This is a genomic window from Phaeodactylibacter sp., from assembly GCF_040219495.1.
Lineage (GTDB): Bacteria > Bacteroidota > Bacteroidia > Chitinophagales > Saprospiraceae > Phaeodactylibacter.
The window spans coordinates 31872-50444 of the sequence record NZ_JAVJSK010000043.1; the positions used below are offsets into that span (position 1 = coordinate 31872).

At 52.5% G+C, this 18573-nt stretch carries 15 protein-coding genes; 7 read left to right on the forward strand and 8 right to left on the reverse strand.

Annotated features, from left to right (window positions below):
- Positions 1-3: 3 nt before the first annotated feature.
- A complete protein-coding gene (locus tag RIC19_RS05995; protein ID WP_350177387.1) occupies positions 4-1338 on the reverse strand; it encodes a right-handed parallel beta-helix repeat-containing protein in 1335 nt (444 codons plus the stop codon).
- A 56-nt stretch (positions 1339-1394) separates the two neighbouring features.
- Here RIC19_RS05995 and RIC19_RS06000 point away from each other — a divergent pair, with 56 nt between their 5' ends.
- The 3 genes from RIC19_RS06000 to RIC19_RS06010 are packed head-to-tail and all read left to right on the forward strand — an operon-like array spanning position 1395 to position 6901.
- Entirely contained in the window at positions 1395-2912 is a 1518-nt protein-coding gene (locus RIC19_RS06000) for a glycoside hydrolase family 28 protein (RefSeq protein ID WP_350177388.1), read from the forward strand.
- A 5-nt stretch (positions 2913-2917) separates the two neighbouring features.
- Positions 2918-5101 (forward strand): beta-galactosidase trimerization domain-containing protein, encoded by a 2184-nt coding sequence (locus RIC19_RS06005; RefSeq protein ID WP_350177389.1) that lies wholly within the window; start codon positions 2918-2920, stop codon positions 5099-5101.
- A 6-nt stretch (positions 5102-5107) separates the two neighbouring features.
- On the forward strand, positions 5108-6901 hold the full coding sequence (locus tag RIC19_RS06010; RefSeq protein ID WP_350177390.1) for an arylsulfatase: 1794 nt from the start codon (positions 5108-5110) through the stop codon (positions 6899-6901).
- Positions 6902-6916: 15 nt separating this feature from the next.
- On the opposite strand, the gene RIC19_RS06015 is transcribed toward RIC19_RS06010, so the two are convergent.
- The 6 genes from RIC19_RS06015 to RIC19_RS06040 form a co-directional block, all read right to left on the reverse strand.
- Positions 6917-7111, reverse strand: a complete 195-nt coding sequence (locus RIC19_RS06015; RefSeq protein WP_350177391.1) for a hypothetical protein — start codon at positions 7109-7111, stop codon at positions 6917-6919.
- Between the two features lie 47 nt (positions 7112-7158).
- Positions 7159-7287 (reverse strand): hypothetical protein, encoded by a 129-nt coding sequence (locus tag RIC19_RS06020; protein ID WP_350177392.1) that lies wholly within the window; start codon positions 7285-7287, stop codon positions 7159-7161.
- On the reverse strand, positions 7277-8362 hold the full coding sequence (locus tag RIC19_RS06025) for a hypothetical protein (protein ID WP_350177393.1): 1086 nt from the start codon (positions 8360-8362) through the stop codon (positions 7277-7279). Before RIC19_RS06025 ends, RIC19_RS06020 begins: the two co-directional genes overlap by 11 nt.
- A complete protein-coding gene (locus tag RIC19_RS06030; RefSeq protein WP_350177394.1) occupies positions 8362-8583 on the reverse strand; it encodes a hypothetical protein in 222 nt (73 codons plus the stop codon). Before RIC19_RS06030 ends, RIC19_RS06025 begins: the two co-directional genes overlap by 1 nt.
- Before the next feature lie 425 nt (positions 8584-9008).
- Positions 9009-9608 (reverse strand): hypothetical protein, encoded by a 600-nt coding sequence (locus RIC19_RS06035; RefSeq protein WP_350177395.1) that lies wholly within the window; start codon positions 9606-9608, stop codon positions 9009-9011.
- Between the two features lie 27 nt (positions 9609-9635).
- Complete coding sequence (locus tag RIC19_RS06040; protein WP_350177396.1) at positions 9636-10373, reverse strand: MIP/aquaporin family protein; 738 nt, start codon at positions 10371-10373, stop codon at positions 9636-9638.
- 105 nt (positions 10374-10478) lie between these two features.
- Here RIC19_RS06040 and RIC19_RS06045 point away from each other — a divergent pair, with 105 nt between their 5' ends.
- The 3 genes from RIC19_RS06045 (at position 10479) to RIC19_RS06055 (ending at position 16076) form a co-directional block, all read left to right on the forward strand.
- On the forward strand, positions 10479-12293 hold the full coding sequence (locus tag RIC19_RS06045; protein ID WP_350177397.1) for a sulfatase family protein: 1815 nt from the start codon (positions 10479-10481) through the stop codon (positions 12291-12293).
- A 68-nt stretch (positions 12294-12361) separates the two neighbouring features.
- Positions 12362-14659 carry a glycoside hydrolase family 2 protein gene (locus RIC19_RS06050; protein ID WP_350177398.1) on the forward strand — a complete coding sequence of 766 codons (2298 nt, stop codon included), beginning with the start codon at positions 12362-12364 and terminating at the stop codon, positions 14657-14659.
- A gap of 34 nt (positions 14660-14693) precedes the next feature.
- Complete coding sequence (locus RIC19_RS06055) at positions 14694-16076, forward strand: sulfatase family protein (protein ID WP_350177399.1); 1383 nt, start codon at positions 14694-14696, stop codon at positions 16074-16076.
- A gap of 26 nt (positions 16077-16102) precedes the next feature.
- Here RIC19_RS06055 and RIC19_RS06060 read toward each other — a convergent pair whose 3' ends face one another.
- The gene (locus tag RIC19_RS06060; protein WP_350177400.1) at positions 16103-16573 is read right to left on the reverse strand and encodes a ribonuclease H-like YkuK family protein; all 471 of its coding nucleotides are present in this window, start codon (positions 16571-16573) and stop codon (positions 16103-16105) included.
- Positions 16574-16889: 316 nt separating this feature from the next.
- On the opposite strand from RIC19_RS06060, the gene RIC19_RS06065 reads away from it, so the two are divergent.
- Positions 16890-18371 carry a cryptochrome/deoxyribodipyrimidine photo-lyase family protein gene (locus RIC19_RS06065; RefSeq protein ID WP_350177401.1) on the forward strand — a complete coding sequence of 494 codons (1482 nt, stop codon included), beginning with the start codon at positions 16890-16892 and terminating at the stop codon, positions 18369-18371.
- The last annotated feature ends 202 nt before the right edge of the window (positions 18372-18573 follow it).

An 18573-nucleotide genomic window follows, 5' to 3' on the forward strand; every position in this document is an offset into this window, starting at 1 on the left:
GGGTCACCAACAGGATGTTTCCGCCCCTTTGTAAATAACCGGGTATAAGGTGTTGCCCCGGGGCGGATCTTGCTGCAAAGGCAATACGGATTTCCGGTCGTCCCATGCAGGGTTCATCTGGTAAAGCTGATGACGGTGCGTCATGCGCTTAAAGTCAATTGGGCCATAATGGTGAACGACCTGTGGCTGCCCCCATGCTTCAACCGTATCTGCTGGCAAAACAGCAGTGTAAATAATCGAGTCTCCGTACTCCGTAATGCGGTCGCGTTTGCCGGGAATACGCGTCTTGTATTGCGTGAAATTATTGAACAGGATATTGCCTGGCCCCGGCGGGCGATGATGCTTGGGCACCCCACGGCCGAAACAGTGCCAGGAATGCCACTCCGGTATGCGGATGGTATTGCCCTCTATCAGGTTATGCCCCGCATCACCGTTGTGAAAATTAACATCCACCTCAAAGTAATTGCCCACCACCACATTATACTTTGCGCCGCTCTGTAGCGCGAAATGCCGGATGGCTTTCACGGTATCCGCCGCGATGAGCACATACCGGCTGTTTTGCTCAATATTGAAGTAGCCATTTCCACGTCCGCCCTTGTTATAGGCCCCCTCAACCCGGGTCTGGGTGATGCTGATGTGTGCGGACTCCAGTACCAGGACCGGGTCGGTGCCGGCATTTAATATCTGGCAATTGCGGACCCATGCATTCCGGGCATTCGCGAAAGCAACCTGCGTAACATACAACTGCCGGTCGCCCTGCGGGTCGTTCCTGAAAGTAGCCTTCTGCCAGGGATAATCGAAGTAGGCATGGGATACCGGCAGGAATTCCACAGCATGGTAATCCAGGGTCAGGTTTTCCAACCCTGCCCACTTCACGTTGCGGAAACGCACACCTGTAACATTCTCAAAGGGGCTGGAAAAGAAAGGCCCCCGCAGTTGGTTACTGAGCACCACCCCACTGCGGCTCATGCCCCGAAGGACAACGCTGTCGCGCATCTCCAATGTTTCGTGAAGCGGATAGACGCCTTCCTGCAGCAGTAAGACTCCCCCACCCTGTTCGCCCACCCGGTCAATCGCGCCCTGTAAATCCATACCAACGGTAAGGGTGTCGATAACCGGGAAAGCATCCGTTTCGGGGATACCACACTGTACCCCCGCCTGCGCCCAGTGCCACATATCCGGGAAACGGGCGTCGTATTGTCCTGCATCAAAAACCCAGCCCCGGTCACCGTAGGCTTGCCCATAGAGCCCGGCACTGGCAGACCACATGATCAACAGAAGAAATATAGCGTACCGCATACTTTTTGGATAAAGGGTATTCCAATGGGTTATTGTCATCTTTTCAAAGTTTGTTACAAATCCCCTGCTTAATGTACCTCTTCCAAAATACAAAAATGAGGTATTCCTTTTACCAGGTTATTATGCCCCTGTTGTTGGCCAGCCAGCTCCTGCCCGCACAGTCCACTTATGACATTACGGCCTATGGGGCAGTCGGTGACGGAGTAACCCTCAGCACCACTGCCATTCAAAAGGCCATTGATGAGGCTGCCAGGGCAGGTGGTGGAAAAATCATGATCCCTCCCGGCACCTGGCAGAGCGGTACTGTTTTCCTTAAATCCAATACCACCCTGCATCTTAGTGCCGGAGCCACCCTGCTCGGTTCTCCAAATATTGAAGACTACACCGAAATGACCTGGGGCCACAACAAAGACCGGCAGCCTTTTCACCTTATCGTTGCTAAGGGTCAGCAAAATATTTCGATTGAAGGCAAAGGCACCATCGACGGAAATGGAAAAGCGTTTTGGAATCCGTTCGAAACAGATGCAGCAGGGAATATGGTGGTGCCCCGTTGGATAATGGCCAAAGACCTAAAAGTAAGCCCGCTGATAGAACTGACCGGCTCACAGAATGTGTACGTACGAGACGTAACGATCAAAACCGGAGGGGGCTGGAATTTGCATATCCACGATTGCGACCTGGTCAAAATCCACGGCATCAACATCATCAATAACCTATATAGCCCTAACTCAGATGGCATCGACATTACAGGCAGTTCAGATGTCATAATTTCAGATTGCTATATCAAAACCTGTGATGACGCTATTTGCCTGAAAACCACGCCAGACAGCCGGTCCTGCCATCGGATAACCATCACCAACTGTGTGCTGGAAACGCTTTGTGTGGGACTAAAACTTGGCTGCAATGAATCGTTTAAGGACATCACGGATGTGACCATGAGCAATTGCGTGGTCAATAATTCTTCCCGTGCCGTAGGGCTGTATGTCCGTGAGGGTGCTGTCTACGAGCGCATCAATATCAACAACATCGTGGCCAATACCAACGCTCCGCTCATCTTCAACCGCCCCATTCAGTTTATGGTGGAAAAGCGGAATCCGGAGAGCCCGGCTGGCGGAATCCGGGATGTAACCATCAGTAACTTCACCGCTACGACCGAAGGCCGCATTCTGCTCACCGCTGCTGATGGTGGATTCCTGGAGAACATCACCATGCGCGATATTACTTTGCGCTACCCCATGATTGAAGACCCCAGGCCAATGGTTGAAGGCTCCGGCAGCAGCCAGTTCCCGAAGATCGACCGGCACCCGGAGGCTATGGGGGCATTAGCTGCTATCGTAGCAGATAACGTGAAAGGCCTCCAACTGGATAACTTCCAGGTTTTCTGGCCAACCACCGAGGCCACCCCTGAAAAATGGGCCCACCCCGAGCGGATAGAAAATGGTAGCCTGCGCATACACCGGCAGGATTACAGCAACGCGCGGCAGACCGAGTTTTCGGTGCTCTGGGGCAAAAACCTGAAAGGGGGCCAAATCAAAGCCCCATCAGCCGAACCCTCAGGCCCGGAACGAAAAAAATATGTCCTCCATAATTCTGACATCCAAATCATTGATTAAGCCATATGAATAAGCCAATACTTTTCCTGCTGACGGCAGCCTGCTTCCTGACCGGGGCCACTCTGCACGCACAAGACACCCACGACTATCAGACCGAGCGGTACGATCAGCTCCACTACTCGGAAAAACAAGCCTACTTCAAGGAGCTCGCTCCCATGTCAGTGGGGGCTGTTTACCTGCCCCGCCCCGGTGAGGGAGAAGCAGAACTCCGCTGGCACTTTCGCACTATGAAGGAACTCGGCTTTACCAGCACCAAACAGCTCTTTCCGCCCAACGGTATGACCTTCGAAGAATCGGCGCTGATCGCACTGGAAGAAGGTATTATCCCCTGGTGGTACGGAGAAGCTGGCTGGGCTCCCATTACAGCTGAAGTATTGCAAGCTGCCGGGTTACCTGCCGACATGAGCATCAGGGAGGCCCGGGAACACCCAAAAATGAAAGCCTATCAGACTGAGGTGCTTCGGCAACGTATCCTGAGGCGACAAAAACTGGTGCAGGCCACGGGAGACTACCAGCCCGACAAAATCCCTCACCCCAATACCGGTGGCGTGGGCCCTAATCTGCCCAATGAAATCAAGCCCGTCTTTCTGGACTGGGTACGGGAACAATACGGTCATATCGATAGCCTGAACCATGCCTACAATATGTACCACGTTTTGCTCGCCCCCGGTGGCAAACCCTTTGAATCCTGGGCGGACTTCAATGAGCGCTGGGAGAAAATCCCCAATAAAGAATACCGGCACCTGCGCGATATCTTCCGCTTTAAAGCCGACATGCGGCTGAAGTGGACGCAGGAAAATAAAATTGACCGCCACAATGCCTTTGACCCGGTGCCACCTTACCGGGCGGGAGGCGAAATGGGTATGTTTCTGCCCTTCTCCTGGCGGGGAGTTGACATGGAGGGTATCGCCGAGCTGATGACCCAAAACGGTTCCTTCTACCCTTCCATACACCTGGCCTGGCATTTTGACGAAGTGGCGCATGAAATCACTCGCCCCGTGTACATGCAGGCGGCGCTTACCCACGATTATTTCAAGGGCGGCTGGTCAGCCACCTGGGAGTCTACCGGTGGCCCGCAGCAGTTCAGTGGCGGCAAAGGTGGCAATGGCTTTACCGTGGACGAAGGTATCATCACACAGCTCATGCTCACCTACCTTGCAGCTGGCTACAAGGGGTTTGGGCTATGGTCATGGAGCATGCGCACCGCTGGATGGGAAGCCGGGGAATACGCTCTGCTTGACCGCCACAATAAAGTAACCGAAAAGGCCATCCGCGCTGGTGCCATAGGCAAAGCCGCTCAAAAGTACCGTGATGAAATCTGGCAGGGCCACAAGGAGCCTTTTGTTGGAGTGTACACCGACTGGGAAAACGAAGCTTACTGGGCAGCGATGTCCATACAGGGCAGAGATATCTTTAAGCAACTCCCGATTGATGCCCGCACCGGAGTAAGCCGGGCACTCATCAACCATAATGTGCCTTACGAATATGTAACGCCTTCAGACCTCCGCGATGGGCTTGCCGGGCGCTACCGCGCCATCTATCTGCCGTTTGTGATCGCGATTGATCCGGAGATCATTGGTATCCTCACTGAATATGTAGAGAATGGAGGCCGGGTAGTCATAGACATGCCCTCTGCCTGGTATGATGAGAATGGTGCCCTGCTCTACTCAGACAAAGGCACCCCCTTTGAAAAGCTGTTTGGCGTAACCATAAATGATTATCAATACGCTGGTATCAACATGGACTACCGGCTGGAAGGACAGCCTCTGCAGGGCTTCACCCTCGATATGACGCCGACTTCTGCTGAAGTAGTCGAGCATTATCACACCGGCGACCCGGCAATCACTGAAAACAAACTGGGCAAAGGCACCGCGGTCATTCTCGGATTTCAGGCCTCTATGGACTGCTTCAAGCCAGGCCAAACGGCAGCAGAAGAGCGGCTAATCAGACATACCCTTGCTGATTACCAGCCATTCTACCGGTGTGAAGGCGCAATTGTCTACCGCATGGCTTCACCTGGAGCAGACCATTATTTCCTCCTCAACGATGGAGAAGCGAAACAGGTCGAACTGGACTTCGACTACAAGTACCGGAACGCTACCGATGCCATTACCGGCGAATCCCTTAAATTAGGAGCACCGATTGAACTGGAACGCTACAGCGGCCGCTGGCTTCGCTTTGAAAAGTAACCCTGTATGAAGTATCTGATCTCCTTCGTTGTACCTGCCTTGCTTTTTGCAGGCTTTACCTTACGCCCGGAAGCAGAAGCAAACGCCCCGGACCGCCCCAACATCGTCCTGATCCTTACCGATGATCAGGGGCACGGCGACCTGGGCTATCATGGCAATCCGCTTATTCATACGCCGGTGCTTGATAGTCTTGCCCGGCACAGTGTACGCCTGACCGAGTTTTATGTTTCTCCGGTCTGTGCCCCTACCCGGGCCAGCCTCATGACTGGTCGCTACGGGCTGCGGACCGGCGTATACGACACCTATGCCGGAGGTGCAACGATGGCTGCAGAGGAACAAACGATCGCTGAACTGCTGAAAACGGCAGGCTACCGCACCGGCGCCTTCGGCAAATGGCACCTTGGAGACAACTATCCCTACCGGCCCAACGATCAGGGGTTTGATGAGGCACTGGTGCACGCTGCCGGAGGGCTGGAGCAACCCGGCGACCGCTACGGGAATTTTAGCCGGAAAGGGCAAAGCTACTTTGACCCACTGCTGGAGCATAACGGGAAAGTGGTGCAGGGGGAAGGCTATTGCTCTGATGTTTTTACGGATGCCGCGATTGACTTTGTCCAAACCGGAGGCGATCAGCCTTTCTTCCTGTATTTGGCTTTCAATACGCCCCATACGCCGCTGGAAGTGCAGGAAGAAGCCTACGAACGTTACCGTGATATACCCTATCCTTTCGATACCTTCGCCATTCAGGGGTCCAATGAGTTTGAACGGATGACGGAAAAAGACATCGAAGCCGCCCGCAAGGTCTATGCCATGGTGTCCAATATCGACGAAAATGTAGGCCGGCTCCAGCAAGCGCTGAAAGATGCCGGGGTTGCCGACAACACCCTCCTCATTTTTCTGACGGACAACGGCCCGCAGCAGATCCGCTACAAATCAGGCTTTTACGGGCGCAAGGGGTCGGTGTACGAAGGTGGCATTCGGGTACCCTCTTTTTGGCATCTCCCAAAAGGATTTGGTGCAGCCCGGGACATAGCCGGCGTTGCCGCCCATATTGACGTCCTCCCCACCCTCGCTGAACTCACGGGCACCACGCCCGAAGCGACTTTGGATGGCCGGAGTTTTATGCCTGCCCTTACCGGCGAAGTGGCAGCTGTAGCCGGCGGTCGCACCCTGTTTTTCCAGTGGCAGCGGGGTTATCCGAGGGGATTTCATAATATGGCCGTACGGACAGATTCCTTTAAGTTGGTGGGTAAGTACCGGTTTGAAAAGGCGCCGGATGATTTTGAGCTGTTTGATCTGCGCACAGACCCTTTCGAAACCAAAGATCTAAGTGAGCAGTATCCCGAGGTCGTTAAGCACCTGTCCGAACGCTTCCTGGACTGGCAGGCAGAGATGAAAGCAGCTCCCGCCCTGCTCAAAGAACACCCTGTAGCCTTACACTCTCCTGAGGGCTACCCCGTGCGCCTCAACCGAAACGACTGGAAAGGCCCCGCTATCAAACAGTGGGGCAGCCCGGAGGCTCATGGCTACTGGACCGTAGAAGTACCGAAGTCCGGGAAGTACGACTTTGAGCTGTTCTTCCATGAAAAACTGCCCGGGCACGGCAGCCTCAATCTAAAAGTGGGAACTGAACAACGGGATGTAACGGTTCGGGACAGTATCACCCAGCATTTTCATTTTGATGATGTCCCGCTTCAGCCCGGGCAATACCGGCTTGACGCCTGGTTTCATTGCTTTTGGCCAAAGGAAAGTGTGGGTACATACGGCCCTTATGATGTGACGGTTAAAGCACAAGATTAACAAAAACCACGCTTTTTAATTCTTATGCTTCTTTTTAGGCACCTTCTGAACCATCACCCCTAAATTAATGGTAAGGCACTCTATCCGGTAGCTCCAGGGACGAATATCTCCTCCACTATGTGGTGGATCGTCTACAGCATAACCATCAAAATAGTCGCTCTGCGCATACTGGAAGCCCAGACTAAACCACTGATTAAAGCAATACTTCATGCCATAGCGAAAATAAGAAAAGGAGGAAGGCAGTTCGTAAGTAAAATTTAGTTCAGGACCATCAGTACCAATACCTGCACTACATAAGTACCCTTTGCCTCCAAATGCATACCATTTACCCAGGCGCAGTTGAGATTGGGGTGTGACGGATTTTTGATGTAATTATTAAGCTGCATACCGCATTCTCTTTTTCCAATATTGCTCATATCTGCCCGCAGACAGCTTGAGCGCACGGACGATAAGCATATCATCGGCATGCACATTAAGCCACCTCATGCCACTACCTCCCAAACGGGCTTTGATCAGCGTCTTGCACCCTGCCTCTACGGTGCCGGAACCAATAGGCAGCCCTTTTTCCTGCATTTGAAAATAATTCATCCGGTGCTGCTGGTTTTCCAGATATACAACTTGCTGGCGGGCGATTTCGCGCCGCTTCTGCGTCTTGACACCCGCAGCCGCCTGACGCGCGCGCTCCACAACGAGGGCTGCGCCGCCCGGCTCGTTCAGCAGCGTACTCTTTTGCTGGCTTACCCACTGCGCACGTTTTTTGGAGGGCAGGGGCATTACTGCAGCCAGTTTGTAAAGCCGTTCAGTGACGTGGTAGTAGTCCGTTACCTGGTAGTCGGATAACCGCTCCAGCTGTGTCCAGTTGTCGGGCGCCCCGTCTGCAACCCCCACGTGAACCGGCCGTAGCCCAGCCTCTTCGAACTGTGCCTTAAGCCGCTCAGCCTCTTCTTCCAACAGATGGGTGAAAGCCCCTTTTTTCTCTTGCGCGCCAACCCCCAAGTAAATAGAGTGCAGCAACTTGCCCTCATGTCCGTAAAGGCTGATTACGCCGCACATCGCTTCCCGGTAGCCCGGTTTGCGCTTAGGCTTGCCAGGCAGACCGTCAAGCAGGTGCACCATCGCACCGTCCCGGCTTATGCTCACTGAGCTGACTTCGCAAAGGTTTACCTCTTCCGGCATGGCGTAAGACCAGCGGCTTTCTACTTCTTTGGCGTGGCGGCTGATGCGCAGGCTCACATCACGCACAAGGTCTTTGCTCACTTCGACTTCATGGTGCTCCTTAAACCGGGCCGACACTTTCCTGGCGGAGCCCTCACAATAGTCGCTGACCAGCAGCTTAGCCAGCCGTGGCGTCGACTTGCCTACTATGCCTGCCGTTCTGTCAGCTGGCACGTAGCACACGCCGCCACAAACAGGCTGGTAGACGTGGCGCTTGACACAGACTTTGCCGTAAGGTGTGGACATTAACTTTTTTTTCGCCCCTTGCTCGAAAGGCGCTGCCCTTTGTGGGTGATGGCGGTGCCATCCGTATCGAAACGCTCGGCGGCAGCGCGCGTGGCGAGTTTACCTGCTTCGTTTAGGGCTAGCTGTATCGCTTCTTCCTGGCTCAGCATGCTGCCGTTAAGCTCCATATCTACCTCAATCGTGACCTTACCCCCATCTTGCTTTACTATTCGTGCGCTCATACCTTATTTTTGCTTTAAGATACGTATCTTTTTGCACATCAAAAATCCGTCACACCCTGAGATTGTATCCCCCAACCATCACCTACCTCCATGGGAACGACCAATATTCTGAGACGAAAACCCGGGAACTCGCTCCACGCCAAGATAAACGTTTGGCGTTATTCTGTAGCCTACCGCAAAATTTGACATCCAGTTCGTCATTTCAACTCTAAGCCACCCAAAACTGAATTCTCCATAGATATGCTCTGTAAAGGGCCTTGGCGCTCTTTTTTCATCGGTTTGTGCTTGAAGGATATTTAGGGATCCTAGCAAAAAGACAGCGCCCAGCAAGAGTTGTTTTGTTTTCATGGTTCTCACTTTTAGAGGTTTCAAAAAACAGTGTTGCTGATTAGACTTAGGTTGGCCTTAACCATTGTTGCTTACAATTAATCGGGAGGATTTTGCAACATGAAACCAAATGTGAGCGCTAGGGACCGCACCGGGCCTTCCCACCTTAGAAACCTTGGCTTGCCGGGCGCTGGAAAATCGCTAATGTAGCCCTTAAAGGAACTGCTTTGTGCATATTGACAGCCCACACAGAGCAGCCCCCAAAAGCAATGTTTAATACCTATTCGGAAATAAGTTAGCAGGTCGGGAGTTTCGGTATACGTATACTCGAAGGGGAGATATGTTGAAAAGTCCACCTTATCCAGCTCGCCACCACTTACCAGGAAGTACCATTTTCGCAAACGGTACTGATACTGCAGCCCCCAACCGCCTAAAGCGGATCCACTTTGTATTGAACCTCTGGCTCCAAAGCCAGTAAATTCTGCCCCTAGGTAATGATGAGGCGTAATTTTCAAACCGATACCAGCATTAGACATATACACATAGTTGATTAAATCTACCGAGAAAAAGCCAAAATTCCCTTCTAAGTAAAAATAATCGTAAAACGGGCGGGATGCCGCTGCTGAATCCTTCTGGGCATTCGATAAAGTAGTGCTTCCAAAGGCCAGGAAAGCAATCAATAGCAATCTTGTTTTCATTATCTGGGGTTTTGTCATTCAATATATCTATGCCTGTAATATCCCGTACAGGAATGCTGCAAAAGCACCGCCAGCCAGTGGCCCCACAATAGGAATCCACGCATAATCCCAGTTGCTGCTTCCTTTGCCTTGAATGGGCAGGATCGCATGGGCGATACGTGGCCCCAGGTCACGCGCCGGATTGATGGCGTAGCCCGTGGTGCCACCCAGGCTGAGACCGATAGCCAAAACCACAAGACTTACTGGTAACGCCCCCAATGAGCCCAGTCCGACCGGACGGCTTGGGTCGCCTACGGGAATATTGGGGCCGGTGAGGAAAAACACGGCAATCAGGAGCACAAATGTGCCAATCGCCTCAGAGAAAAAGTTAGCACCGTTGTGCCGGATTTGAGGGATGGTGCTGAAAGTGGCGAGTTTGAGCACCGGGTCCTTTGTTGCCCCGTAATGCTGAATGTAAGTCAGCCAAACGCAACTGGCCCCTGCTATGGCACCCAGGACTTGCGCCAGTACATAACCGCCAACTTTACCCCAGGCAAATTTGCCCGCTATGGCTAAAGCGACCGTTACCGCCGGATTGATGTGCGCACCACTATAGTCCTGAGCTACAAAAACGCCAACAAAGACACCCATTGCCCAGCCCACCGTAATTACAATCCACCCCCCCTGATGGCCTTTGGTATCTTGTAGCACAACGTTGGCAACCACGCCATTGCCCAGTAAAATAAGCAAAAAGGTGCCGATAAATTCTGCGATAAATGGTGTCATAGGGTTTGCTTTTGCAGGAAAGATAAAAAATATTGCTTGTTTGCTGGACAGGTCATTACAGTACGTTGCTAAAATCGTCCTTCTTTTAATGAAAATTAAGACCTTATGCTCTGGCTATTCCCTATTTTTCAATTGCTGACCTCTACCGCCCAACTGGCAGAACCGCCCCAAAAGCCCAACATCCTTTGGATCGTAAGCGAGGACAACAGCCCCCTGCTCGGTTGTTACGGGGATGAATTTGCCACCACGCCTAACCTGGACCGCCTGGCTGACAATGCGATGGCTTTTGACCATGCCTTCGCCAGTGCCCCTGTTTGCGCCCCTTCCCGGTTCACACTCATTACCGGCACCTACGCCAGTGCGATGGGCACCGCTGGCATGCGCAGTTACTACCATATCAATCCGGACGTGCGCTTCTTTCCGAATTACCTCCGGGAAGCAGGGTATTACTGCACCAACCGCTCAAAGACTGATTACAATACCCTGAACCAGCCAGATACCTGGAATGCGTCCAGCGAATCGGCACATTACAGTAACCGGGAGAAAAGCCAGCCCTTTTTCCACGTGCACAACATTGGGATTTCCCACGAGAGTCAAGTTCACAACTACAAAGAACCACTGGTACATGATCCGGCAAAGGTTCCCCTGCCACCCTATCACCCGGATACCGATACGATCCGGAGAGACTGGGCACAGTATTACGACCGGGTGATGCAGATGGACGAGCAGGTGGGCGAAATCTTAGCGCAGCTCAAAGCGGACGGATTATACGAAGAAACGATCATTTTCTACTACAGCGACCACGGTGGTGCCCTGCCAAGAGGCAAGCGGTTCTTGTACGAATCGGGCACGCACATCCCGCTTATCGTGAGGATGCCTGAAAAGTACCAATCCCTGTTCCCAGAGTACCAAGCGGGGCAACGGACCGACCGCATGGTCAGCTTTGTAGACTTTGCGCCTACCGTACTGTCATTAGCAGGTATTGAACCACCGAAACACATGCAGGGGAAAGCTTTTCTCGGGCGTTTTACTGAAGCCCCCAAGCCGGCCATCTATAACTTCAAGGAACGCATGGACGCTACCATCGACTTGGGCAGAGCGGTACGGACACCAGAATATCGCTACATCCGCAACTTCATGCCTTACCGCCCGAATGGGCAATATGTCAACTATCAGTGGCGGGCCGCCTCACAGCGCTCCTGGGAAGGAGCCTGCCGGAATAACCGCTGCGACCCCATCCAAAACCGGTTCTGGCAACCTAAAGCGACCGAAGAACTCTACCTGGTTAACACTGATCCGCACAATATTGACAACCTATCCGGGCAGTCCAGTTTTACCGCCGTAAGAGACAGCCTGAGCCAATTGTTGGATGAGTGGATGATTAGCACCCGCGACCTGGGGCTCATTCCGGAGATGCTGCGGCCTGAAACAGCCAACATAGATTGGCGGGAGCGGATTACGCAACCCGACTACCCCTACGCCCGCTTATTGGAAGTTGCCAAAGCTGCCAGCAGTTGGGAAGCGGAACCGGTGGATTCCCTGCGGACCTGGCTTGGCCTTTCCCAGCCTTTCCGCTACTGGGCACTACAGGCGATACGATGCAGTCCTAAACCGGAGCATAAAGCCCTGCTGCCGGAACTGGAGCAGCTTGCTGCGGACCGGGAATCACCCGTTCATATTGCCCTAATAGGTGCCTTTTACCAGATCGGGGAAAGACAGCGGGCATTCGAACTCTTCGATTACTGGTCTTCGCACGAAGATCTTATGGTTCGTTCCTATGCCATTGATCAAGCGTTAATTTTCTCCCCGGAAGAACTGGAAGCATTCCGGCCAAAACTGGAGGCCATTGCTAAACAGGAAAAGCGGCCCTATGACAAACGGGCGGCGCAGTTTGTGCTACTCAAACTCAATATGCCCTGATTTTCTTAAACCCAAGGTTAAAAATATTGAACTTAGATGGCCTGCAGAACCATGACATTTTAACGAGCATGAAACACCTCATCATTATGGCACTTTGCTGCTGCGCGTTAAGTACCTATGCGCAAGTGAAATCACAGAAACAGGCCCTTCAGCTGCAATGGCAGGTTGGGCACATGGAAAAGGCAACTGTACGCCCTTCAACCTACTACCCGGCCACCGTTCCCGGTGCAGTGCAGCACGACTATCAGAAGGGGGAAAAACTGCCCCACTTTTCAATTGGAACCAACGTTGATGCCTACAAAGAACTCGAGGATTTATTCTGGTGCTACCAAACCTCCTTTTCCCAACCTCAGGTGGAAGCTGATGAGGAACTGGTTTTCTTCTCAAAAGGAATCGATTATGAATTTGATATCCTTTTGAATGGAGAGAAGCTCCACCACCAGGAAGGCATGTTTACGCCTGTGCGCCTGGTCCTGGATCAAGCATTAAAAGACCAGAACACGCTCGAAGTCATTATCTACCCTATTCCTAAGGCAGAAGGGCAATCAGAAGGCAGGCGGCAGGCCATCATGGCCGTAAAACCGCCGGTTACGTATTCCTGGGACTGGCATCCCCGCCTGGTCACTGTTGGCATCTGGGATGAAACGGGTATCAGCATCGAGCCTAAAGCCCGTATCCTGAGCACCGATTTTACCTATCAGCTCAACGCAGAGCTGTCCAGAGCTGACATCAGCTATTCATTTGAAACCACAGCCGCAGCGGCAGGCCACACCTTCGAATGGACCCTGAAAGATGTTAATGGAGCGGTGAAGCTTAGGGAGACCGGTAAAATTGATATTCCCAAGCAGCAGCTAAATTTGTCTCTGGACAAGCCCGAACTTTGGTGGACCTACGACCATGGCTCTCCCTATCTCTACACGGCACAACTCCAAATCAGGGATGAAACGGGACGACCTCTTTCACAGGAAACAGCCAGGGTCGGTTTCCGAAATGTAGAGCTGGTCATGAATGAAGGGGCCTGGTCGGAACCCATGGACTTTCCCAAATCAAGGAGTGTCCCCCCATTCACTATGCGCCTCAACAATCAGATCATCTTTGCCAAAGGCAGCAATTGGGTGCACCCGGAAGTTTTCTACGGACTGATCACCCCGGAACGGTATCGGGAGCAACTGGAACTTGTTCAGGAGCTCAACATGAATATGCTCCGGGTATGGGGCGGCGGCATTACCAACAAAGCTGCATTCTTTGAACAATGCGATGAAATGGGCATCCTGGTCTGGCAGGAATTCCCTTTAGCCTGCAACCCCTACCCAGACGATCCACACTACCTGAAAATCCTGGAGCAGGAAGCCACTTCCATCATCAAGGCCGTACGCCAGCACCCCTGTCTGGCTATGTGGAGCGGCGGCAATGAGCTGTTCAACAACTGGTCGGGCATGACTGAGCAATCTCACCCCCTTAGGTTACTGAACAGCCTGTGCTACCGCATTGATCCGCATACGCCTTACATCAATACTTCTCCGGTATTTGGAGTGGGCCACGGCCATTATTTATTTTACGATGAAGATGACGGCCTCGACGTCTTCCAGCGGATGAGCCAGGCCCGGAATACTGCTTACACAGAATTTGGCATGCCCTCCCTTGCCCCCCTCAACACCCTGAAATCGATCATACCGCCTGAAGAACAATTCCCCGTATCGCCTACGCCGTCCTGGGTGGTGCATGGCGCATTCAAAGCCTGGAAAGCCAGTTCCTGGGCGGAATTGAAGACACTGGAGCGCTACTTTGGCCCCGCCGAAGATCTGGAGGAGCTGGTCTGGCAAAGTCAAACACTGCAGGCGATCGGCTACAAAGCCATTTTTGAAGAAGGCCGCCGCCAAAAACCGTACTGTTCAATGGTCTTGAACTGGTGCCTGAACGAACCCTGGCCTACCGCAGCAAACAACAGCATCATTGCCTACCCTAATCTTAAAAAGCCTTCCTTTGAAGCAGTTTCAGTATCTTTGCGCCCGGTGCTCGCTTCGGCAAAGTTTGAACAGTTCGACTTTCTGGCGGGCGGAAAACTTGCTTTCGACCTCTGGCTATTAAATGACCAGCATGAGCCTTTAAAAAGCGGTCAGGTGAGGGTGTTTCTGACTACCAACGGTAAACGAAAGCAAATTGGCTCCTGGGAATTTGACCAGGTACCCTCTAATCAGAATTTAGAAGGGCCCCGAATCCGGTATCAAATCCCGGCTGACCTACCTCCGCAATTAGCCAAAATCGGTGTGGAGGTGGAAGGCGAGAGCGATTATGATTCTGACTATTTTGTACTCATTAAAACCCGGTCGCAGCCAACAGTAGATGCCAACCGGCTAAACTATTAGTTACCTGAATGACCCTTTCAAAACATACGGAATAATGAAAAGATACGCTCCTGTTAAATGGCTTCCCTTTTGGTGTATGCTCTGCTTCATCGCCCCGGTTATTGGCTGGGGCCAGCCGGTTTCCTACGATCTGCAGGAACCACCTCCAAATGTCATCTTCATCTACGCCGATGACCTCGGCTACGGCGACCTAAGCTGCTACGGCGCGGACTCCATCCATACGCCTTATCTGGATCAGATGGCGGCAGAAGGCATAAAATTCACCAATTTCTATGTTACATCTCCGGTCTGCTCTCCTTCCCGTACGGGCCTGCTGACGGGCCGCTATCAGGTGCGCTCCGGTGTCACCCGGGTGTTTTTCCCCAACAGCCTTCAGGGCATTGACAGTACCGAATACACGATGGCGGAGTTATTCAAAGAGGCTGGCTATGCAACAGGGATAATTGGCAAATGGCATTTGGGGCACCTGCCGCCTTTCCTGCCCATGGAGCATGGCTTTGATTACTGGTTCGGCATTCCGTACAGCAACGATATGGAGTGGAAGCCCCGCAAAGACCCGCCTTTGCCCCTAATGCGCAATGGTAAAATCATCAGTCAGCCGGCACATCAGCCTACGCTTACCCAACGGTACACCTCTGAGGCAATCAACTTCATCGCGCGACACCGGGAGCAGCCTTTTTTCCTCTATATCCCGCACACCTTCCCGCATAAACCGCTGCATGTCTCTGCCGAGTATGCAGGGACTTCGCCTTACGGCAAATACGGGGACGTGGTGCAGGAACTGGACCGCAGTGTGGGTGAGATTTTGAAAGCGCTTAGGGACTTTGGTATTGCTGAAAACACCCTGGTCGTCTTCAGCAGCGATAATGGGCCGGCTGCTAAGGGCGGGGGGAAGACCGGTGGGCTCAGGGGGCACAAAGCAACTACCTATGAAGGCGGAGTCAAAGTTCCGACTCTTGCCTGGTGGCCCGGTAAAATCAAACCGGCACAGGATATCGCCGAGCCCATGCTTATGACCGACTGGCTGCCTACCTTTGCCCGGCTCACAGGCAGACAATTGCCCGATGACCGCCCCTACGATGGCCGGGATATCAGCGAATGGCTCTTTGAGGATGGAGAACCGCAGAGCCGTGACTTCTTCTTTTATTTTAATGAGAGCCTGCGCAGTATACGGTCCGGCGACTGGAAATACATGCGCCCGGTTCTGGACAATCCTTACCGGCAGCACCTGGAACCGCATGGCCCGATGTTGTTCAACCTGGTAAAGGATCCAAACGAGACCACGAACCTGATGGAAGATTTCCGGGAAAAAGCCCGGGAACTGGAGCAGCGAATGGTGGCATTTGAGCGCCAAATCCAACCAGTACCCGAACCTAAATTAAAGGCTGTACCTTTTGATGACCCCCGAAAAAAGTAAACCCGGGCGGAAAAGCCCGGGTCCGGTTATACGACTTTATCGGCGCAGGAAGAACTCGCAAAGGCATTGGGTTTCGCTTTGAACACAAAGCCCATGCTGAGGATGTAGCCCATCGCCTCCTTGAGTGCCACGTTCGACTGGAACTCCGGGTCGGTATTGATGTCCGCGTGGACTTCCAGCTCGACATTATGCTTGTCTAAAAGATCACAAAGATTGTAAGCCACTTCTACTGACTTGGCTACTTCCGTAATCATACGCTCGCGCAGGCCCATACCAGTCCGCTCCCGCGTGTTGTGGATGAACATGAAGCCGCCTTTTTTCTCGCGCAGGAAAACGATCACAGTAGCAAACTCAATATGAGTGCCCCGTACCTGTGAGTCTGAACCAATGCACACCTTCAGGCGATGGCCGGCTGCTTTTTCTCTCAGGATTGTTTTCTCTACGGCTTCCTTAACAGGCAACTGAATTTTTTCGCCGTTGAGTTTTCGCCATTTCATTGACAAGATAGATTTTTGATAAAAATACGAATTCCCCGAACCATACGGTATACGGTGCTTTAAAATAAAACAGAATTAATATTGGATTAACAACGACACTAACATCAAAATAAACGGCTTAAGTTCCCCTGGGCGGACTTTTTTGCTAAGTAAGCAGCATCAAAGAAGAAAGATTTAGCATAAACATCTAATTATCAACAACTTAAAAACATGTCTGGACTTTGTAAAAAAATAATCGCAAAGTAAAATTAAGGACCGCCCGGCTATCTGCTGGATATTGCGATAACAAAAAATGCCCCCTCCTGTTAACTAATTTATGAGCCGTTCGAAACCTGAAATAGACATTGTCTGGTTGAAGCGCGACCTTCGCCTGCACGACCACCCGCCTTTACAGGCCGCGGCACTGGCAGGCAGGCCTTTGATCCTGCTCTACTGTTTTGAGCCGGGCTTACTGCAGCACCCCGACTATAGCGAGCGGCACTGGCGCTTTGTCTGGCAATCTTTGCAATGTATGGAAGCCCGCCTGCCTGGCTCATTGCTCATTGCACAGCGGGAAGTACTTCCCCTATTCGAAGACCTGCTGCGGCATTTTGAAATACATACCGTTTACAGCCACGAAGAGATTGGAGTCAAAACTACCTTCGACCGGGATATAGCATGTGCCCGTTGGTTTCGCAAAAACGGAATAAGCTGGCAGGAATTTCCATTTTCGGGTGTACAGCGAGGCCGCCCTAACCGGAATGGGTGGCGGGAACGCTGGTATGATTATATTGAGACGCCTGTGCAGTCCTTTTTTCCTAATAAGCTTCAGCTGGCAACGGTCCCCCCCTCGCTGCGGGCAGCATTAGAGGGGCCGCCCCTACCCATGCAGTACCAGCAGGCGGATGCCCTTTTTCAGCCCGGTGGCGAGCGGAATGCGTGGCGATATTTGCGCAGCTTTTTCCAGGGCGAAAGGATTCAGGGGTATTCACGGTTGATCTCCAAGCCCCTGGCCAGCCGCCGGTCCTGCAGCCGGATTTCGCCCTATCTGGCCTGGGGTAACCTCAGCCTGCGGCAGGCTTATCAGTACAGTTGGCAGCACCGGCATTTGGTAACTGATAAGCGGGACCTCAACAACTTTCTTTCCCGTCTGCGCTGGCGCGACCACTTTATCCAAAAATTCGAAAGCGAGTGCCGCATAGAATTCGAAAATTTCAACCCCGCATTCAATCACCTGCGCACAACAACTGATGCAACAAAAGTGACTGCCTGGAAGACCGGGCAGACAGGTTTTCCGCTGGCCGATGCAGCGATGCGGTGTATTAATGCCACCGGCTATATCAACTTCAGGATGCGAGCCATGCTAGTCTCCTTTCTCACCCACACCCTATGGCAACCCTGGCAGGCCGGCGCCCATCATCTGGCACAACAGTTTCTGGACTTCGAGCCAGGCATTCACTACCCGCAGTTCCAAATGCAGGCCAGCACTACCGGCATTCACACCATTCGGGTGTACAACCCCGTGTTCAACTCCCGAAAGCACGACCCGCACGGCGACTTCATCAGGAAGTGGGTCCCGGAGATTGCCGAACTGCCCGACGAGCATATCCATGCCCCGTGGGAGATTCCGCCCCTTGAGCAGCAATTCCTGGGTTTTGAGCTTGGAAAAGACTATCCCTATCCGATCGTGGATTTGAAGAAAGCCATGCGCCACGCCAGCGATCAGCTTTGGGGCATCAAAAAAAGCGCCACTGCCAAACGGGAAGGTGCCCGGATAAAGGCCCGGCATGTGAATCCGGGAGAACGGCGGCAGGAGTAAGAGCGTGTTGGGATTTTTGTCTTCTAGTCGAAAACTAACAATTTTTTGATTAGACGAGGCGCGAAAACCGGAGTTTAGCCTTACAGGCTGACCGAAAACACATTTTGGGTTAGTATGACGATAAGATACCATGCGTAAAAACGCAGCGGCATTTTGTGCTTTGCGCCCCAGGTTTTCTGTAAATACCAAGCATGGCAGGTTA